At 69.4% G+C, this 17,120-nt stretch carries 14 protein-coding genes; 9 read left to right on the top strand and 5 right to left on the bottom strand.

Annotated elements, in window-relative coordinates:
• The first annotated feature begins 209 nt into the window (after positions 1–209).
• The 4 genes from AC29IT_RS03475 to AC29IT_RS03460 all read left to right on the top strand — a co-directional run bounded on the left by AC29IT_RS03475 (position 210) and on the right by AC29IT_RS03460 (position 3,276).
• Positions 210–563, top strand: coding sequence for a cupin domain-containing protein (locus AC29IT_RS03475; protein ID WP_488217780.1), 354 nt, complete (start codon positions 210–212; stop codon positions 561–563).
• On the top strand, positions 560–814 hold the full coding sequence (tatA, locus tag AC29IT_RS03470) for a Sec-independent protein translocase subunit TatA (protein WP_488217779.1): 255 nt from the start codon (positions 560–562) through the stop codon (positions 812–814). Before AC29IT_RS03475 ends, tatA begins: the two co-directional genes overlap by 4 nt.
• Positions 815–955: 141 nt before the next feature.
• On the top strand, positions 956–1,816 hold the full coding sequence (tatC, locus tag AC29IT_RS03465; RefSeq protein WP_488217778.1) for a twin-arginine translocase subunit TatC: 861 nt from the start codon (positions 956–958) through the stop codon (positions 1,814–1,816).
• Entirely contained in the window at positions 1,804–3,276 is a 1,473-nt protein-coding gene (locus tag AC29IT_RS03460) for an LCP family protein (protein ID WP_488217777.1), read from the top strand. Before tatC ends, AC29IT_RS03460 begins: the two co-directional genes overlap by 13 nt.
• A gap of 58 nt (positions 3,277–3,334) precedes the next feature.
• Here the strand turns inward: AC29IT_RS03460 and AC29IT_RS03455 are convergent, their stop codons facing one another.
• Positions 3,335–4,507, bottom strand: coding sequence for a DNA cytosine methyltransferase (locus tag AC29IT_RS03455; protein WP_488217776.1), 1,173 nt, complete (start codon positions 4,505–4,507; stop codon positions 3,335–3,337).
• A 291-nt stretch (positions 4,508–4,798) separates the two neighbouring features.
• Between AC29IT_RS03455 and AC29IT_RS03450 the strand changes: the two genes are divergently transcribed.
• The 5 genes from AC29IT_RS03450 (at position 4,799) to AC29IT_RS03430 (ending at position 13,152) form a co-directional block, all read left to right on the top strand.
• Positions 4,799–7,381, top strand: coding sequence for a Z1 domain-containing protein (locus tag AC29IT_RS03450; RefSeq protein ID WP_488217775.1), 2,583 nt, complete (start codon positions 4,799–4,801; stop codon positions 7,379–7,381).
• A gap of 193 nt (positions 7,382–7,574) precedes the next feature.
• Entirely contained in the window at positions 7,575–9,500 is a 1,926-nt protein-coding gene (locus tag AC29IT_RS03445) for a hypothetical protein (protein WP_488217774.1), read from the top strand.
• Entirely contained in the window at positions 9,497–10,396 is a 900-nt protein-coding gene (locus AC29IT_RS03440) for a hypothetical protein (protein ID WP_488217773.1), read from the top strand. Before AC29IT_RS03445 ends, AC29IT_RS03440 begins: the two co-directional genes overlap by 4 nt.
• On the top strand, positions 10,393–11,313 hold the full coding sequence (locus AC29IT_RS03435) for a DUF6339 family protein (RefSeq protein ID WP_488217772.1): 921 nt from the start codon (positions 10,393–10,395) through the stop codon (positions 11,311–11,313). The genes AC29IT_RS03440 and AC29IT_RS03435 overlap by 4 nt, the downstream gene beginning before the upstream one ends.
• 135 nt (positions 11,314–11,448) lie before the next feature.
• Complete coding sequence (locus AC29IT_RS03430) at positions 11,449–13,152, top strand: TIGR02391 family protein (protein ID WP_488217771.1); 1,704 nt, start codon at positions 11,449–11,451, stop codon at positions 13,150–13,152.
• Between the two features lie 316 nt (positions 13,153–13,468).
• On the opposite strand, the gene AC29IT_RS03425 is transcribed toward AC29IT_RS03430, so the two are convergent.
• From AC29IT_RS03425 to AC29IT_RS03410, 4 genes are all read right to left on the bottom strand, one after another.
• On the bottom strand, positions 13,469–14,332 hold the full coding sequence (locus tag AC29IT_RS03425; protein ID WP_488217770.1) for an SDR family oxidoreductase: 864 nt from the start codon (positions 14,330–14,332) through the stop codon (positions 13,469–13,471).
• Between the two features lie 313 nt (positions 14,333–14,645).
• A complete protein-coding gene (locus AC29IT_RS03420) occupies positions 14,646–14,849 on the bottom strand; it encodes a DUF2188 domain-containing protein (RefSeq protein WP_488217769.1) in 204 nt (67 codons plus the stop codon).
• Between the two features lie 265 nt (positions 14,850–15,114).
• Entirely contained in the window at positions 15,115–15,843 is a 729-nt protein-coding gene (locus tag AC29IT_RS03415) for a TetR/AcrR family transcriptional regulator (protein WP_488217768.1), read from the bottom strand.
• The gene (locus tag AC29IT_RS03410; RefSeq protein ID WP_488217767.1) at positions 15,836–17,092 is read right to left on the bottom strand and encodes an FAD-dependent monooxygenase; all 1,257 of its coding nucleotides are present in this window, start codon (positions 17,090–17,092) and stop codon (positions 15,836–15,838) included. The genes AC29IT_RS03415 and AC29IT_RS03410 overlap by 8 nt, the downstream gene beginning before the upstream one ends.
• Positions 17,093–17,120 lie beyond the last annotated feature (28 nt).

Below are 17,120 nucleotides of genomic sequence, written 5' to 3'. Positions count from 1 at the left end.
GGCGGAACGCCGCGCGGCGCGCACGCGGGCGACTTTCCCGTGCTGACCGGGCAGGACGCTTCGGTGCACCTGGAATCGGGGCGACCGCGCCGACACCACCGCGTGGGAGCTGAACCACGTGATCTCCGGCCGGGCCCGGTGGACTGTGCTGGGCACCCGGCCCGACGGGCAGCACCACGACGCGGAATTCGAGGTGCGGCGGGGAGATCGTGTTCGCGCCGCAGGGTTTCTCCCACTGCTTCGAGCGCCCCGGCGATCGAGCACCGCTGGACGTGCCGGTCGTGTTCGACACCGGCAGTGCGGAACCCGATGGCGACATCGGCGTGGTCGGTGCCCTCGGCTGGCTGCCGCGCGACGTGCTCGCCGCCTCGGTCGGCCTGCCGCCGTCGGCCTTCGACCGGGTGCCGACCGAGCTGAAACCGGTGGGCATCACTCGGCGCGCCCGACCGGGCGCGTCACGACATCAGTCCGAAGTGGACAGTCCGCCCGTCCAGGCCTCCGCACCCGAGCGGAGGCCGGGACGGATGCGGTGCGCAGCAAGGAGAGAGGTGCGGGAATCGTGAGTCTGCCGGGTGGTTGGGAGCTGGTGCTCCTCGTCGGCGTCGTGGTGCTGTTGTTCGGTGCGGGCAAGCTCCCGGACCTGGCGCGGTCGGTCGGCCAGTCCGCGCGCGTGTTCAAAGCCGAAGCGCGCGGCATGAAGGAGGACGAGGCCGCGGCCCGCGCCGCGCGGGACCGGCTCCCCTCGGGCGAGAACTCCCCGGGCACGACCGGAACCGAAGCGCGCGGCGAACGCCGCGAGGAGACCGGGAGCTGACCGGGGCCCGGGAACCGATCGGGACCCGGAAGCAGACGGGAACCAGGGGAGCACAGCGCAGTGGCCAGGACGCCGCGCCACCCGCACCACGTGCGCGGCCCGCGCCGCCGGTGGGGCAGGAGGCACAATCCCGACGGGACGATGACCCTCGTCGACCACCTCCGCGAACTGCGGTACCGGCTGGGCGTGGCGATGATCGCCGTCGTCTTCGGCGGGACCTTCGGGTTCTGGTGGTTCTCGCACCCGCTGTTCGGGGCGCCGTCGCTGGGGGACCTGCTGCTGGGGCCGTACTGCGCGCTGCCGCCGGAGCTGCGGTTCAGCCCGGAGCCCGGCCAGTGCCGGCTGCTGCAGACGAAACCGTTCGAGGTGTTCGTGCTGCAGCTCAAGGTCGGGTTCGCCGTCGGCTCGGTGTTGCTCAGCCCGGTGTGGCTGTACCAGCTGTGGGCGTTCATCACGCCCGGCCTCAGGGACGGGGAGCGGAAGTTCGCCACCCAGTTCGTCGGCTTCGCCACCGTGCTGTTCGCCGCGGGCGGGCTGCTGGCCTACTTCGTGGTGCCGGAGGGCCTGCTGTTCATGGTCGGTTTCGGTGGTGACGCGTTCTTCACCGCGCTGACCGGGGACGAGTACGTCGGGTTCGTGCTGCTGATGCTGTTCATGTTCGGGTTGAGCTTCGAACTGCCGCTGGTGCTCGTGATGCTCAACCGGGCCGGGCTCCTGTCGTACGCGAAGCTGCGCGGCTGGTGGCGGGGCATCGTGTTCGGACTGTTCGTCGTGGCCGCCGTCGCCACGCCGGGCCAGGACCCGATCTCGATGCTGGCGCTCGCCGCCGCGCTGTGCCTGCTGTTCGCCATCGCGCTGGTGCTGTGCCGCCACCACGACCGGGCGAAGGAGCGCCGCCGGGCCGCCGCGCCGTCCCCGGACGAACCGTCCGCGATCGACCACCGGCCGTCGGCACCCACCACCGCGGCCCGAGTCGAGGAGGAACGTTCGTGGCTGGGGTGAACCGGCACCGCGCCGTGGAGCGGACCGCGCCGCTGCGCCCCGTCCGCAGGCGGCCGCGGGTGGCCGCGCGCACGGCGACCGCGCTGACCTCGGCGTTCGTGCTGCTGGTGACCGGGTACGGCTGGAGCGCGCTGGGCCGGCTGCCGGGCGGGCTCGCCGGTGGCTCGGGCTCGGGCGAGGCGGTGGACGTCCTGCTGGTCGGGCTGGACGGCCGGACCGATGCGCAGGGGAACCCGCTGCCGCCGGAGGTGCTGCAGCAGCTGCGCACCGGGGACAGCGGTTCCAGCCTCACCGACACGGTGATGCTGCTGCACGTGCCCGCCGACCGCAGCCGCGCGATCGCCTACTCGCTGCCCCGGGACTCGTTCGTCAACGTTCCCGGCCAGGGCGAGCACAAGATCAACGCGGCGTACGGGATGGGGAAGGCGCAGGAGCGGCGGCGGCTGGCCGCGGACGGGGTGGCCGACCAGGCCGAGCTGGAACGCCGGTCGTCCGCGGCCGGGCGGGACCTGCTGGTGCGGACCGTGCAGCAGCTCACCGGCGTGGACGTCGACCACGTCGCCGAGGTGAACCTGCTGGGGTTCTACGAGCTCACCAGCGCGATCGGCGGCGTCGAAGTGTGCCTGAACGAGGCCGTGGACGACCCGTACTCCGGTGCCGTCTTCGCCGCCGGGCGCCAGGAGGTCGAAGGCGGCGATGCGCTGGCGTTCGTCCGCCAGCGGCACGGCTTGCTGCGCGGCGACCTCGACCGCGTGCAGCGCCAGCAGGCGTTCCTCGCCGGATTCGCCCGACGCGTGCTGTCCGCCGGGACCATGGCGAACCCGGCGAAGCTGCAACGGCTGCTCGACGCCGTCGAACGGTCCGTGGTGCTCGACGGGGACTGGAACCTGCTGTCCTTCGCCGCCGAGATGAGCGGGCTCGCCGGGGGAGACATCGAGTTCGGCACCATCCCGATCGTCGACCCCGAGTACGACACCCCCGACGGCCAGGCCGTGCAGGTCGACCCGCACCAGGTGCGGATGACCATCGCCCGCGTCAACGACGGGCTGCCACCGACCCCACCGGTCCCGCCCGCGCTCGCGACCAGCACCGTCGACGTGATCAACGGTGCGGACGTCGGCGGCCTGGCCGCCCGCACCCGCGACGCGCTGCTCGCCGCGGACGTCCCCGTCGGCGAAGTCGGCAACGGCACCGCCACCGGCCGCTCCCACGTGCTGCACCACCCGGACGACGTCGACGTCGCCCGCTTCGTCGCCGAACACCTCGGCGGCCTCCCCACCACCGCGGACCCGTCGCAACCGGCGGGCGAGCTGCGCGTGGTGCTCGGCCAGGACTTCGACGACCCCGATGCCGAAGAGTTCGCCGCACCCGCACCCCTGCGCCTCGACGGCCTGCAAGCCGCGACCCCCGCCCACCGCGAACCCGACATCACCGCGGACGCCATCCCGTGCGTCAACTGAGGGGTGGTCGGTTACCAGGTCTTCGACGGGTCGACCATCTCTCGGGTGCACTGCTCGGCTACGCGGTGACCCGGTCCGTGGAGTCTCGAGCGGCTTCGCCTGCGCCGCCGCGGGGTGCGGGCGGACGCAACGCCGCGGGCACGCCCGCGAGGGGTTGCTCGGCGAAGGTCCGCTTCCACTCGCCGTCGACCGCCTTGTCGAGGGCGTCTTCGTCGACGTGGAGTCCGAGTGCCGCGGCCAGCACGTGGACCGCCAACCGCGGGGGGATGGCGTTGCCGATCTGCTGGCCGACGTCCTTGCCGTCCCAGGGGTAGTCGAGCGGGAAGGTCTGCAACCGGCCCGCTTCGTCGAAGTCGAAGCGACCGGCATCTTCCTCGCCGACGAGCAACCGGTTCCGGCGGATCTTGCCCGTCACCGTCGCAGCGGGCATCGAGGAATCCCGGCGCCCGCGGTTTTTCGGGTCGCCACCCGTTCCGTAGTTCGAGACCACCTCGAACGGTTGGGCGCGTCCTCGCAGCGCCTGCCCCATGCTGACCCAGGGCTTCAGTCCGCTGCTCGCCGCATCGTCGGCAGGAGCGCCCTTGCGGTATCGGGCGTGGGTCGGGCGGGGGAGGGAGACCACGCGGTCGTAGGACGCGATCAGGATGGCGCGCCTGCGCGTTTGAGGCACTCCGAACTCTTCGGTGTTCAGCACGCCGCAACGCGCCGAGTAACCGAGCCGTTCGAGGATGTCGCGGTATTCCTCCCACACGGGACGCACGGTCGGCACCTGTTCCAGCACCACGGTGCGAAAGGGGTCCCCTCCTCGGTGTGCCTCGAGTATCCAGCGCAATGGTTCCAGGACCAGTGCGGTTCGCTCGTCGGCAAGTTGTCCGAGTTCCTCGGCAACACCGTTTTCGGCATATTCCATCCGCATGGCGAATGTCTTCACCTGGTCCAATGCCTTGCGGCCCGAGCCCGACCCGGCGACCGTGTAGGTCTGACAGGGCGGCCCGCCCGCCAAGATCCCCGCGGTGCGAAAAGCGACGTCCTCGGGGCCGGACAGTCGGACGTCCTCCTCCGACGTGAGCAAGCCCGCGGCCCGGCGGGTGGTGCACGCGTCCGCGTCCCATTCGATCCCGTGCACGTGCAGGCCCAGCCAGTGCGCCGCGACGTCCAGTCCGCCCGGGCCTGCGAACAGGTCCACCACGTGATTCCGGTCCCGCCGGGACGGTTTCCGCTGATCCTCCACGATGAGGATCTTAGCCGGCGGGTACGTCGATCCGGCCCGCAGGCCTCGGGTGCGGGCGCCTCGCAGTGCGCCGGTCAATATCACGCAATGGTCTTCGAGGGGAGTCATTTTGCGAAGATGGCGCCATCATCATCCTTTCGGCGCACTTTCTTGCTATGTAGCTGCTCCATTTGAGTTACGTCCGAAGTGGCGGTGCGTGAACTGCTCGCCACTTCGGCCCAGCGGAGGAAGCTTCGTCTACACTCCGTCCGGAGCAAGATCAAAGCATCGTGTCTGTGGGGGCGGATCCTCGTGAGCGACGAATTCGACGGTCAATACGAAACCTTCCGGGCATTGCTGGAAACCTTTCCTCCTGCCGAGGCGGTGAAGAGGTTGCAGCAATTAGGGATCGGTCACGACGTCGTCGAGCGGATCAAGGAGCGGCACGAGGCCCATTCCCTCGGCATTCGGGAGATGATCGAGCCCCGCTCGGTCTCGAAGCTCGACCACGAGAGCTGGTACCTCGGCCCGCAGGCGAGCGACAAGTGCTGGCCCGCCTTGGAGAAGCTGCTCGCGAAAGGGATGTCGACGGAGGCCATCCAGAGCCTCGACGAGTCCTCGTCCAAGATCGTGTCGTTGTTGGACCACCCGCGGGAGCGGGAGTTCAACTCTCGCGGACTGGTGGTCGGCTACGTGCAGTCCGGGAAGACCACGAACTTCACGTCCGTGATGGCCAAGGCCGCCGACCGCGGCTACAAGCTGTTCATCGTCCTGGCGGGCATCCACAACGGGTTGCGCAGGCAGACGCAGTCCCGCCTGGTGCGCCAGCTGATCGAACCGAACCCGACCTTGTGGTCTCAGTTGACCGCCTTGGACATGGACTTCACCCCGCACGCCAATCCGGCGTCGTACTTCGGGCACAGCAACCGGACTCGCATCCTGTGCGTGGTGAAGAAGAACAAGACGGTGCTGCGGAAGCTCGCGAAATGGTTGGCCGACGGTGATGACCATCTGAAGGACTGTCCGGCGTTGATCATCGACGACGAGGCGGATCAGGCCTCGGTCGCCACCAAGTCGATCAATCCGCTCATCCTCGAGATCCTCACGACGTTGCCGAAGGCGTCGTACGTCGGCTACACGGCGTCGCCCTTCGCGAACCTGCTGATCGATCCGTCCGCCACGGACGACCTGTACCCGCGCAACTTCGTGGTGAACCTCCCCAAACCGGCGGAATCTGAGGGGTACTTCGGTACTGAGGTCTTGTTCGGGCGTGAACCGGTGGGTGGGGAAGATCCGGAAGACGTACCGGGCGGATACCGCATGATCCGGGAGGTTCCCGAAGAGGACGTGGCATCCGTGCGGCCTGCGAAGTCGGCGGAAGTCGACGGCTTCACGCCGACGATCGACGGCACGCTGAGGGACGCGGTTCACTACTTCTGGATGGTGACCGCCGCCCGTCGAGTGCGCGGCTCGGGCAACCCGCACAACACGATGCTCATCCACACCGACGTCCACACGTCCGTGCACAACAGCTTCCGTGTTCCGCTACTGAGCCTGATCGCCGCATTGCGCGGCAGGTTGGACGATCCGGCGATGCTGGACGAGCTGAGGTCGCTCTGGGAAGCCGAGACCGCAGAGGTGCCCGCCGAGGACTTCGGCGAGGAACCGGTGCCGTTCGAGAAGCTGCGCCCCGAACTGGAGGGTGTTCTCGAAGATTGCCGGATCATCATGGACAACTACGCCAGTGAGGATCGACTCGACTACGAGAACGGTCCGGTCGTGGCGATCGCGGTCGGCGGCAACACGCTCTCGCGGGGACTCACCCTCGAAGGGCTGTCCGTGAGCTACTTCGTTCGGTCGGCTCTCGCGTACGACACCCTGCTCCAGATGGGGAGGTGGTTCGGCTACCGCTCTGGTTATGCAGATCTGCCGCGGGTCTGGATGACGAGCCTCCTGCAGAGCTGGTTCCGGCACGTCGCGACGGTCGAGGCCGAGATGCGCCGGGACATCGAGGTGTACATGGACGAGGATGAGACGCCGCTCTCCTTCGCGGTGCGGCTCAGATTGCACCCGCAGCTGCGGGTGACGGCGGCGGCGAAGATGGTGTCCTCGGTGAGCGCGGCGTCGGCGTACGGCGGTCAGCGCGTGCAGACCCGGTACTTCAAGAAGGACCCGGCCTGGTTGCTGCGCAACCAGGCGGCGGCGGAGACCCTGGTCAAGGCCGCGGTGCGCAGCCGCACGCGGGATGATTCGGGCGACGGTCGATTCGTTTTCCGGGGCGTGCCGCACAGTTACGTGATCGACTTTCTGCAGGCGTACGACTTCCACACCGAGTCGCCGGAGTGCAAGTCGGACCTCTTGATCCGGTACATCGAGAAGCGGGTGCGCACAGCAGGTGCGCTGAGCCGGTGGAACGTCGCGATCGTCGGCAACCCAGTCGATTCATCGGAGGACCCTCAGGCCTACGAGTTCGCCCCGGACATCGTCGTGGGCCGGGTGATCCGCTCCGGCTTCACCTCCGGTGAGCAATCGACCGTGGACATCAAAACATTGATGAGCCCTCGAGACGCCGCGGTGGACCTGACCGGGAAGGTGAGCTCCATGAACGAGGCGGCGATCGTGAAGGAACGCCGGAAGCAGTTGCCCAACGCCGGACTTCTCGTCCTCTACGTGGTCGACAGGACATCAGAGCCCACCCACCGGCGCAGTGAACAGCGGAAGCGGGAGAGGCACGCGCTGAACCTCCCGGAACACGCGATCGGAGTCGGCCTCGTCTTCCCCAAGCCCGGAACCGGGGACAGCGAAGTGGAGTGGGACTGGAACTACGTCTCCGCCGACCTCTCCAGGGTGGAACTGGCGGAAGAAGACCGGTATGCCCTCGAAGGTGGCCTGTGAGCACCGGATCAGGGGAAGGGCGGTTCGAGGTCGCCCGCGTCGCGTGGTGGCCCGTGACCGTTCGTATGCCTTGGTGCGGCGCGGGTGAACCCGCATGACGGTGCCGAGGTGGTATTCGCAGCCGTTCCCGCCCGAAGGTGCCAGTGCGGCTGAAGGGATCCGCAACCAGCTGGGACGTCCGAGCCTCGACCCGTTGACCATCCTCATCCGGGAGTCGGCGCAGAACAGTTGGGACGCGAGGATCTCCGACGACGTGCCGGTCGATTACCGGGTCGACCTTCGTGCGGTCGGGCCTGCGCATGCGAACGCCTGGCGGGACCTGGTGCAGGCAGGGGCGCCGGACGACGGGCACCTGCCACTGCGCAAGTCGCTCCGCCGACCCCAGATCCGCATCATGTCCATTTCGGACCGGGGTACTCGAGGACTGGGCGGCCCGACGCGGGCGGACAGCGCGGTCGACCGGCGCCACGACTTCGTCTCCTTCGTCCGCAACGTCGGAGAGCCGCGGGACAACGCACTCGGTGGCGGGACGTACGGATTCGGCAAGGGCATCTTCTACCTGGTCTCGGGTGCGGGCACGGTGTTGCTGCACACCCGCTGTCACACGGAGGACGGCCGGTACGAGACCAGGCTCATCGCGTGCGCGTTGTGGGAGAGTTACCTCGCCGAGGAGAACGGGCTGGAGAAGCGCTACACCGGTCGGCACTGGTGGGGCGACACTTCCGGCGATGTCATCGAACCGTTGGTGGGCGCGGACGCCGAGGAGGTCGCGCGCAGGCTCGGACTCGATTCCTTCGGCCCGGACGAGACCGGCACGACGATCGTCGTGATCGACCCTCGTTTCGACGATCTCGAGTCCGCTGCCGGCCGCGCCCCGCGCGAGATCGCCACGGACCTCGCCGAGACGATCAGCTGGCAGCTGTGGCCGAAGATGCTCGGCGCACAAGAGGGAGTGTCCGCGATGCGTTTCGGCGTGCGATGCGACGGGGTCGACCTCGAGGTGCCGGATCCGCGCACCACCCGACCGCTGAACATGTTCGTCGCCGCCTACGAGACGATGCTGGGGCAGCAGGGGGAGGAGCTCGTCTGCGGGCGTCCGAAGCGGGCCCTGGGCAGGCTCGGGTTGGTGAAGCGGCACGCACCACCGCTGGAGTCGACGCGGGCTTCGCGGGCCGCGGGAATCGAGACGCAGGCGCACCACGTCTGCCTGATGCGCTCGGCGGAACTGGTCGTCACCTACCACGCCTGCCCGAAGCCGCCCAGCGAGTTCATGTCGTACGCGGGCGTCTTTCGCGCGAACGGTGAGCTCGACGACACCTATGCGAGGGCGGAACCGCCCACCCATGACGCCTGGAACCACCACTTCCTCGAATCGTCCGACAGCACGTTCGTGCGCACCACGTTCACCAGGATCAAGGAATCCGTGAGCAAGCTGCTCGAACTGACCGGCACCGCGGGCCGCGGATCGGCGAAGATGGCGCTCGGCGCGGCGAGCTCGGTGCTGTCCCCGCTCGTCGGCGGTTCGTGGGGGTTGGGCGGGGCGACGGCGTACGGGCCGCCCGGTTCCACGACGGTCCCGCGTTCGCACGGCGCGGACGAGGAGGACGAGGAGGTCGTGGAGGAGTCAGACGAGCCGTTGATGCGGTCCGGGACGCGGGCCGGCGGAACCGTGCCTGAGGAACCCGAGGGCGCTGCGGAGCCTCGTCCGGACGGCGGGACCGGCGGGGCGAACGAGTTGGTCACCGGGGTTGCCGGCGCGGGCTCGAAGCCGATCCGCCGGCGGCCGCGACTCGCGTACGTGGGTGAACCGTTCTTCGACGAACACGAAGGTGCAGCGGTGTTGGTCCAGGAGTTCCGATTGCCGGTTCCGGGGCGGCAGGAGGTCCGCGTCGAACTGGGCGTCACCATCGCGGGCGGCGAGGGCAGGGAGACGGAGCCGCCGGTGGCTGCTGCGATGCCCGAGCTCATCGGGTGGGGAGACGGCGATGGCGTGCTCTCTGCGGAACCGGTCTACTCGACTGAGGGTGACCCGGAACGGTGCTTGCGAGTGTTGATCCGACCGGCTCCGGACACGATGACGGACATCGAGCTGCGGGTGAAGGCGGTGCGAGTCCCGTGAACCGCCGAGCTCTGCCGTACCGGACTCCAGCGGATCAGCTCATCGCCGCCGGGGCCTGGCAGATGGCGACCGAAGCGGACGACGTCCCGCTGTTGGGTTCGCTGTCGAACTGGGATTACCAGATGAACCTGGACTTGCGTCGATCGGTGCGGATCGACGTCGATGCGGTGCTGGCCCAGTCCGGGCTGGGTACGGACGCCGAGCTGGTGCTCTCCGCGGTGTGGACGGCGTCCGGATCGAACCTGCGCGGTCCTGGAGCCCGTGAGGTCGTGACGAGTGGCGGCAGCCGGAACGTCGACCTCGAGGTACGGCTGCGTGGTACGGACCTCGGCGGGACGTTGCTGCTGGACACCGCTTTGGTGCTCTCGTACCGCGGGGCCGATCCGCGCCCGGCTTCTCCGCGACGCTCCGGGTCGGTGCTCTGGAGCGATCGGCACGAGGTGCGCTTGCAGGGCGATGCGCCGCAGTTCCCCATCGCCGTCATCGACTTCGACCGCACGTCGTTTCCCGCATGCGCGGCATGGCACCTGCAGATCGGCGACAACCTGCACAGCGCTGCGATGGGATCGCTGCTGCTGTTGATCAATGAGCGGAACGCGGCTGCCGTCGCTGCGGTGGGCCGAGCCGCACGCCCAGGTGAGGTGGAGCGGACCGTACTGTCCGCGATCCGCGCGGATGTCACCCGAACCATGCTGGAGCATGCCCTGAGCTCGGACGAGTTCCGCGACGACGCGACGTTCGACGACGAGACGCTGGGAGCGACCTTGCGAGCTCTGTACCGACATCTCTTCCCGGAGATGTCGATCGAGGAGATGCGGCGCAGGCGGGAACAGTACCCGAGCTTCTTCGCCTCCGACGTGCAGCACGTGGTCAAGCTGTTCGGGGATGCGTCATGAGCCGGCTCTACCCCAGGCTGTTGGGCGGGCAGGCGAAGCCGCTGTTCGATGAATACCGGACGTTGGGGATCGGCGAGTTGACCGATCGCGTTCGCTTCTCCCACGAGTCCGCGGTCTTCACCGCTACCGGCGGTGACCGGTCGACCGAGGGTGAGCTGCAGGACCTGCGCACCGGTGTCCGGGATATCGCGGATCGAACCGGTTTCCCCGAACGGGTGGGCAAGCGGGGTAACGCGGAGTTCGACAGACTGGTGGCGGAGTTCCTGCACGCGCAGGCGGACCTGACTCCGGCGGAGGCCGCGTCCGGTGATGTGTGGGCATTCCTGGGATTGCTGGTCCTGCCCGACGTGGCCTTCTGGCGCTATCCCTCGCCACCGAAGGACCGCGTGCTGGGAACCGACTTGACCCGGCACGTGTTCGGGCGGATGTGGTGGCGGGCCCAGCTCGTGTACACCCCGAACTCCGCATCGCCCTACTCGGCGTTGGAGGGCCTCGGGGAAGCCGCCTTCGACCAGATCTACGCCCGCCGGAAGGCGCTCGGGGGAAGCCCCTACCTGGTGAAGGCGATCTTGCGTGTCTGGAGCGAGGTCGATTTTCGCGTTCTGCGAGGGCACGTCGCCGAGAGGGAGGTGCTTCGCGACTTCCTGAAGCGGTTGCTGCGGTTGGCGCCGTTCGTCCTCTTCGAAGCGCTCGAGGACGGGCCGCTCGATGCCGAGTTGCGGACCGCCTTGCACGAGTCGATCACGGCATTGGTGGATGCGTCGGGAACGGACTCGGAGAGCGTGCCGGGCATCGAGACTCTCGTCCAGGCTCGGCATGCGGTGTCCGGCGGTCCCACCGGGCAGGCGAGCGCGGATCGGCGCACGTTGTCGTTCTCCGGCGAGATCGCGCCGCAGGATGCATCGGGAGCGTGGTGATCTCGAGTCCGCTGGGCACGGACGGTTCGGTTCTGCCGGTACAGCGTCAGGCGATGAGGTATTCACGGGGGCGGCCACGGCCACCTCGCATCGTGGATGGGGAGTTCCGTGAGAGGCAAAGGGAGCGCAGACGTCATGGCGACCGATGAGGAACTACACCTGTCGTTCGACCCCCACACGATCGAGCACCTGGGGTCGAACATGTACTCGCGGTTGCCGAATGCGGTGGCGGAGCTGGTGGCGAACGCCTACGACGCCGACGCTACGAGGATCGAGGTCCGGGTGGTCGGCACCGGTGATGAGCAGAAGATCGTGGTGGACGACGACGGGCACGGCATGTCTCGATCCGACTTGCGGGACAAGTACCTGCGAATCGGACGCAACCGCCGGGGCGGGGATGCGACCGGCCGGTCGGAGAGCGGTCGTCGCACCGTGTCCGGGAAGAAGGGGCTCGGCAAGCTCGCGTTGTTCGGCATCGGTCATCGTGTCGTGGTCACGACGAGCCGTGTGGGCGCTCCGGAACGATTCGCGGTCGCGATGGACTGGGACGAGCTCCTGGACACGCGGGACGGAGATTATCGGCCCGACACCACGACCGAACTCGGTGATGTCGGCGTGCACGGAACGTCGGTGGAGGTCTCACGGTTGACCCGGGCGAGCGAGATCTCGCCTCCGGACCTGGCGGTGAGCCTCGCCAGGTTGTTCCAGTACAGCGACGGCGAGGTCGAGCTCGTGGTGGTGCGCCGTGATGGCCAGGAGATCCCGATCACTCGAGAGCTCCGGTTGGACTCGATCGAGAGTGAGTTCAAATGGCGCATCTCCGAGAATCTCGTCGCGACACGCGAGGACGCCGAGGCGAGCCGCCCGGAGGCTGCGGAGAGTGGCGTGAGTGCCGTGATGGCGGGTTTCGTCGGTGCGGTCGTCGCCGCGGAGAAGCCGTTGCCCACGCAGATGCGCGGCATCACCGTGTACGCGAACGGGCGGTTGGCGAACGAGCCCGAGTTCTTCGGCGCGTCGGACTCGAGTTACGCGTACGCCTACTTGACCGGATACGTCTCGATCGACAGCCTGGATGCCATCGAGCCGGACGTCGTGGCCACGGACCGGAGGGCGGTCAATTGGGAACACCCGGATGCCGCGGTCGTTCGCGAGCGGTTGCAGCGGATGGTGGAGGAGATCGCGCTCGATCGCAGACGACAGCGGAAGGAGAAGAACAAGCAGGACCTCATGGATGAAACGGGTGTCGACCCCGACACCTGGGTCGACACGATCAAAGGGCCGGAACGGCGTTCACTGCGCGAGCTGATCGACATCATCGGGTCCGAGGACACCGACATGAGCGACGAGGTGCGGGGGCGGGCGGTGAAGAGCCTCAAAGAACTCGCGCCGCCCTACGCCGACCTCGTGTGGCGGCACCTTCATCCGAGCATTCAGGAGGCGAGCACGCGGTACTTCGAGACCGAGGACTACCACCAGGCGCTCGTCGAAGGGTGCAAGGCCTACGTGGCGGACTTGCGCGTCGCCGCAGGCATGCGCAAGGAGAACGAGGCCTCGCTCTTCGGAAAGGCGTTAGGTGAGAACGGAAGCATGCAGTTCACCTACGCCTTCACCGGAGGCGTTCCGGCGATCTCCGGCAACTCCGCGGACAACCTGGAGAACGGGCAGCGGGATCTCGCGAAGGCGATCTGGTCCGCCTTCCGAAATCCACTCTCGCACGAGCCGCTGGCGACGATCCGGGAGCTCGACGTCATCACCCATCACGACTGCCTCGACGCGCTCAGCCTCATGTCGCACCTACGCCGGCGGTTGGACGTGGCCAGGCCGAAGACGGAGGGATGACGTCCAGGAGACGGCCGCACCCGCCGACCGCGGTGCGGGGACAGGCTTCGACGTGCTAGGCGCCGTCGATCAGCGGGCGCACCGCAGCCCGGGTGGGCGAGTTCGTCCAGGTCGGATGGTCGACATCCGGCCGACCGACGACGTGCTCGCGTTCTCTGCCGCCTTCACCACGTCCCGGACCTGGTGTCGGCGCCCGGCGTGGTGCGTGAACTCCGATTCGAAGTCGTCCGGCGTTCGAGGTGGCGGGCATCGGAGTCCATCTCGCGCTCGCCGATCGTCCGGATGCGGTGGCCGCGCAGCAGGATGACGCTCGACCTCACCCCGGGTGCGTTTCGCCGCCGACGGGGGCGAGGACTTCGCCGGTGTAGTAGCTGGAGAGCTGGTCGGCGGCGAAGAAGACGTAGGACGGCGCGATCTCGTCGGGCTGGCCCATCCGTCCCATCGGCACGTGTTCGCCGAAGCCCGCCACCGAGTCCTCCGGTAGCGTCGCCGGGATGAGCGGTGTCCACACCGGACCGGGCGCCACGCAGTTCACCCGGATCCCCTGCTGCGCCAGGGATTGCGCGAGGGACATCGTGAGCACGTGCACCGCGCCCTTGCTCGCCGCGTAGTCGATGAGGGTCTTGTTGCCGCGCAACCCGTTGACCGAACCGGTGTTGATGATCGCCGATCCCTCCGACATGTGCGCGAGGGCGGCGCGGGTGAGCCAGAACGGGGCGTACACGTTCACCTTGAAGGTGCGGTCGAACTGCTCGGTGGTGGTGTCGGTGAACTGCTCCACCGGCGCCTGGGTCCCGGCGTGGTTGACGAGCACGTCGAGCCCGCCGAGTTCGGCGGCGGCCTCGTCGACGAGCCGCTGGCAGGCCGCTTCGTCTCCGAGGTCGGTCCGGTGCAGCTCGCACTGCCGCTGCTGGGCGCGGACGAGTTCGGCGGTGTGCTCGGCGTCGGCGTCCTCCAGCTCGGCGTGGTAGGCGATGGCCACGTCGGCGCCCTCCTTGGCGAGCGCCACCGACACGGCGCGGCCGATGCCGGAATCACCGCCGGTGACCAGTGCGCGCTTGCCGTCGAGCAGCCCGCGGCCCCGGTACTCGGCCATCTCGTCGCGGGGAGCGGGGACCATCTCCTCGGTCGCGCCGGGCGCGGTCTGCTGCTGGGCGGGGGGAGAGGTGCGTGCGGACATGGTGCTCCTCCTTCGTCGTGCGGATCGCGTGCTCGCCCCGTGGTCGCGGGGGAGCGAGGTGTCCGGCGGTGCTCGTCCTCGCGGGCGTTCGCGGAAATCATGTTGCGGTGCAACGGCTTCCGCCCACTGCGGCAACGGTCTCGGCGGTCGCGGAAGCCCTGCGGTGGCGGGGGTGGCGGGCGGTTCGCCACGCCCGGTTCGCCGCCGCGCCGCGCGAACAACGGGTGGGTTGCTCCCGGGACGCCGAGCTCTCGCGCGGTCCGGCCGGGAGCGAGGTGTTCCCGCGGTCTTGCTCGTCGGCCCGGGCGCGCGGTCAGTCCGGCCGGACGGTGCGCTTGTCGCGGACCCGTCCGCGCAGGTCGTGGATGACGACCTCGCCGCCTTCCCCGCGCAGCTCCAGGCAGGCGTCCTCGACGGCGTCGGCCTGGCAGGAGACGCGGTGTTCGGCCGCCTCGGCTCCGACGACCTTCCAGCCGTCGCCGGTGCGCTCGGCGGGGACGACGTGCAGCACGCTCATGTGGTCCTCTCGTCGCGGTTGCCGCCCGAGGCCTTTCCGCCCGGGAGGACCACCAAACCCGGATCGCCGGCGCGCCCGCCCCGGCCGGGCACCGCGGGCACGCCACCGGTCCGGCCGCGGTGGTGGCCGTCCCGGATCGGGTACTGGACCACCACCGCGCGGAGCCGCACCGGCCGGGGAACCGTTCACCACTCGGTCCGGAGGAGCAGGTGCGCGGGCCGTCCCGGGTCCGCGCGCAGAGCCGAGCTCCGGCCCGGCCGCGTGCTCAGCCGGGACTGCCGGGACCGGGGTGGCCCGCCCCGGTGGGCTCGATGACCTCCAGCGCGAGGGCGCGCCCGTTGGCGAGCCGCCGCACCCCCTCGTCCGCGGCCGCCTGGACCTGTTCCGGGCTCGCCCGCTCGGGGCCGAGCAGCGCCGTGACCGCGGCGGCCAGCACGCGGTCGTGGTCCTCGACCGGCAGCCGTGGCGGATGGTCGGCGGCCGCGACGAATCCGGTGGTCAGCGCGTGCAGTGCCAGGGCCTGGTCGGCCAGCGGCCAGTCGGTGCTCGCCAGCCCGTTGGCCCGCCAGATCGGCAGCACCTCGGCCATCACCGCGTCCGGGCCCAGCACGTCGAGCAGCTTCGCCGACCGGGGATCGTCGGCGAGCACGCCGAGCAGCCCGTCGTCGTGGCTGCGCAGCGCGTGCACGAACCTGCGCTCGGTGGTGGTGCGCACCACCCGCGGGAACCACCGGGACGGCCGCGCGAGGTCCGGTTCGGCGGTCACCGCGGCCATCGCATCGTCGGCCATCGCCACGAAGTCCCGGCAGAGCAGGCCGAGCAGCAGGTCCTCCTTGGTCCGCCAGTACAGGTAGACGGTGCCCTTGCCGATGTGCGCCTTCTTGGCGACCTCGGAGATGGTCACGCCCTTGATGCCCCGGCTGATCAGCAGATCTCCGGCGGCGGCGAGGATGCGCCGCGCTTTGGGCGAGCCGTGTTCGGGCAGGTCAGCCAACGGGTTTCTCCTCCTGCGGAGCCGGTTCGCTCAGCGTTTCGCCCACGATATCGTCGTTGTTGCGGGCGGCCGCGTCGTCCCGGGGCATCACTCGCTCCGCCAGGCGCCGCCCCGCTTCGAACCGGGCGAGTTTCGGCACGGTCCGCCGCAGCAGGATCTCCCGCCGGTTGTCCACGACGAAGATCTTGCGCTGCTGGAACGCGCTCCGCTGGTACCGGTCGACGTAGGGCCGCAGCAGCGTCTCCCACTCGGCGAGCGCCCGCGGCACGTCGTCGGCGTGCCGTTCCAGGACGGCACCCAGCAGGTCGGCCCCGGCGAAACCGGCGGACACCCCCATGCCCGCGTAGAGGGTGACGCACCAGGCCGAGTCGCCGACCAGGACGACGCGGCCGCGGTGCCAGGTGTCGAGGTGCACCTGCTCGACCGAGTCGAACAGCAGCCGGTCCGCGGCTCCCGCCGCGTCGACCACGTCGCCGAGGGTGCGGCCGAGCGGCCGGGGCCCGAACGCGGCCCGGATGCTCTGCGCGGGCGGCCGGGTGAACTCGGCGTCGACGTCGTCGGTCCGGTACGACAGCAGGATCGTCGGGTCGTGGTCGCGGAACGCGAACACCCACATCGAGCGCCCCGGTTCGAGCAGGGTGGCGCCCTGGCCGGGCGCGAGCCCCGGTGGTGTTCCCGCGTACTCGAACGCGCCGATCATGAAGTTCAACCGGTGCAGGTGGTCCTCGTGCGGGCCGAACACGAGGGACCGCACGGTGGAGCGCAGCCCGTCCGCGCCCACGACCAGGTCGAAGCGCTCGGTGCGGGTGCTGCCCGCCGCGGTGTCCAGCAGGGTGACGTCCACCCCGTCGGGGTCCTGGACGATCTCGGTCGGCACCGTCGAGTAGTGGATCTCCACGTCGGAGGGCAGCGCGTCGAACGCCGCCCGTTCCGCATCGCCGCGCAGCATCATCCAGGGTTTGCCGGGCACGTCGGCGAAGGACATTCCTTCTCGGCGCCCGCCGTTGCGGTCGATGTCGAGGTGTTGCACGGTGCCTGCCCGGTCGTGCATCGAGTCGAGGATTCCCAGTCGCCGCGCGGCGATCTGACCGGTGCCGAACAGGGCGACGAAGTAGCCGCCGGAGCGCCGTGCGGGCGCCCGTTCGACGAGCACCGGGGTCCAGCCCGCCCGGTGCAGCCGTGCTGCGGTGGCGAGTCCGCTGATGCCCGTGCCGACTACGAGGACTCGTTTCGAGGGGGTGTCCGTCATGCCATCGACCATACTGACCAAAAAAGTC

This window comes from Saccharopolyspora sp. MMCC62 (assembly GCF_057736575.1).
This window is presented reverse-complemented; position numbering and strand designations above follow the sequence as displayed.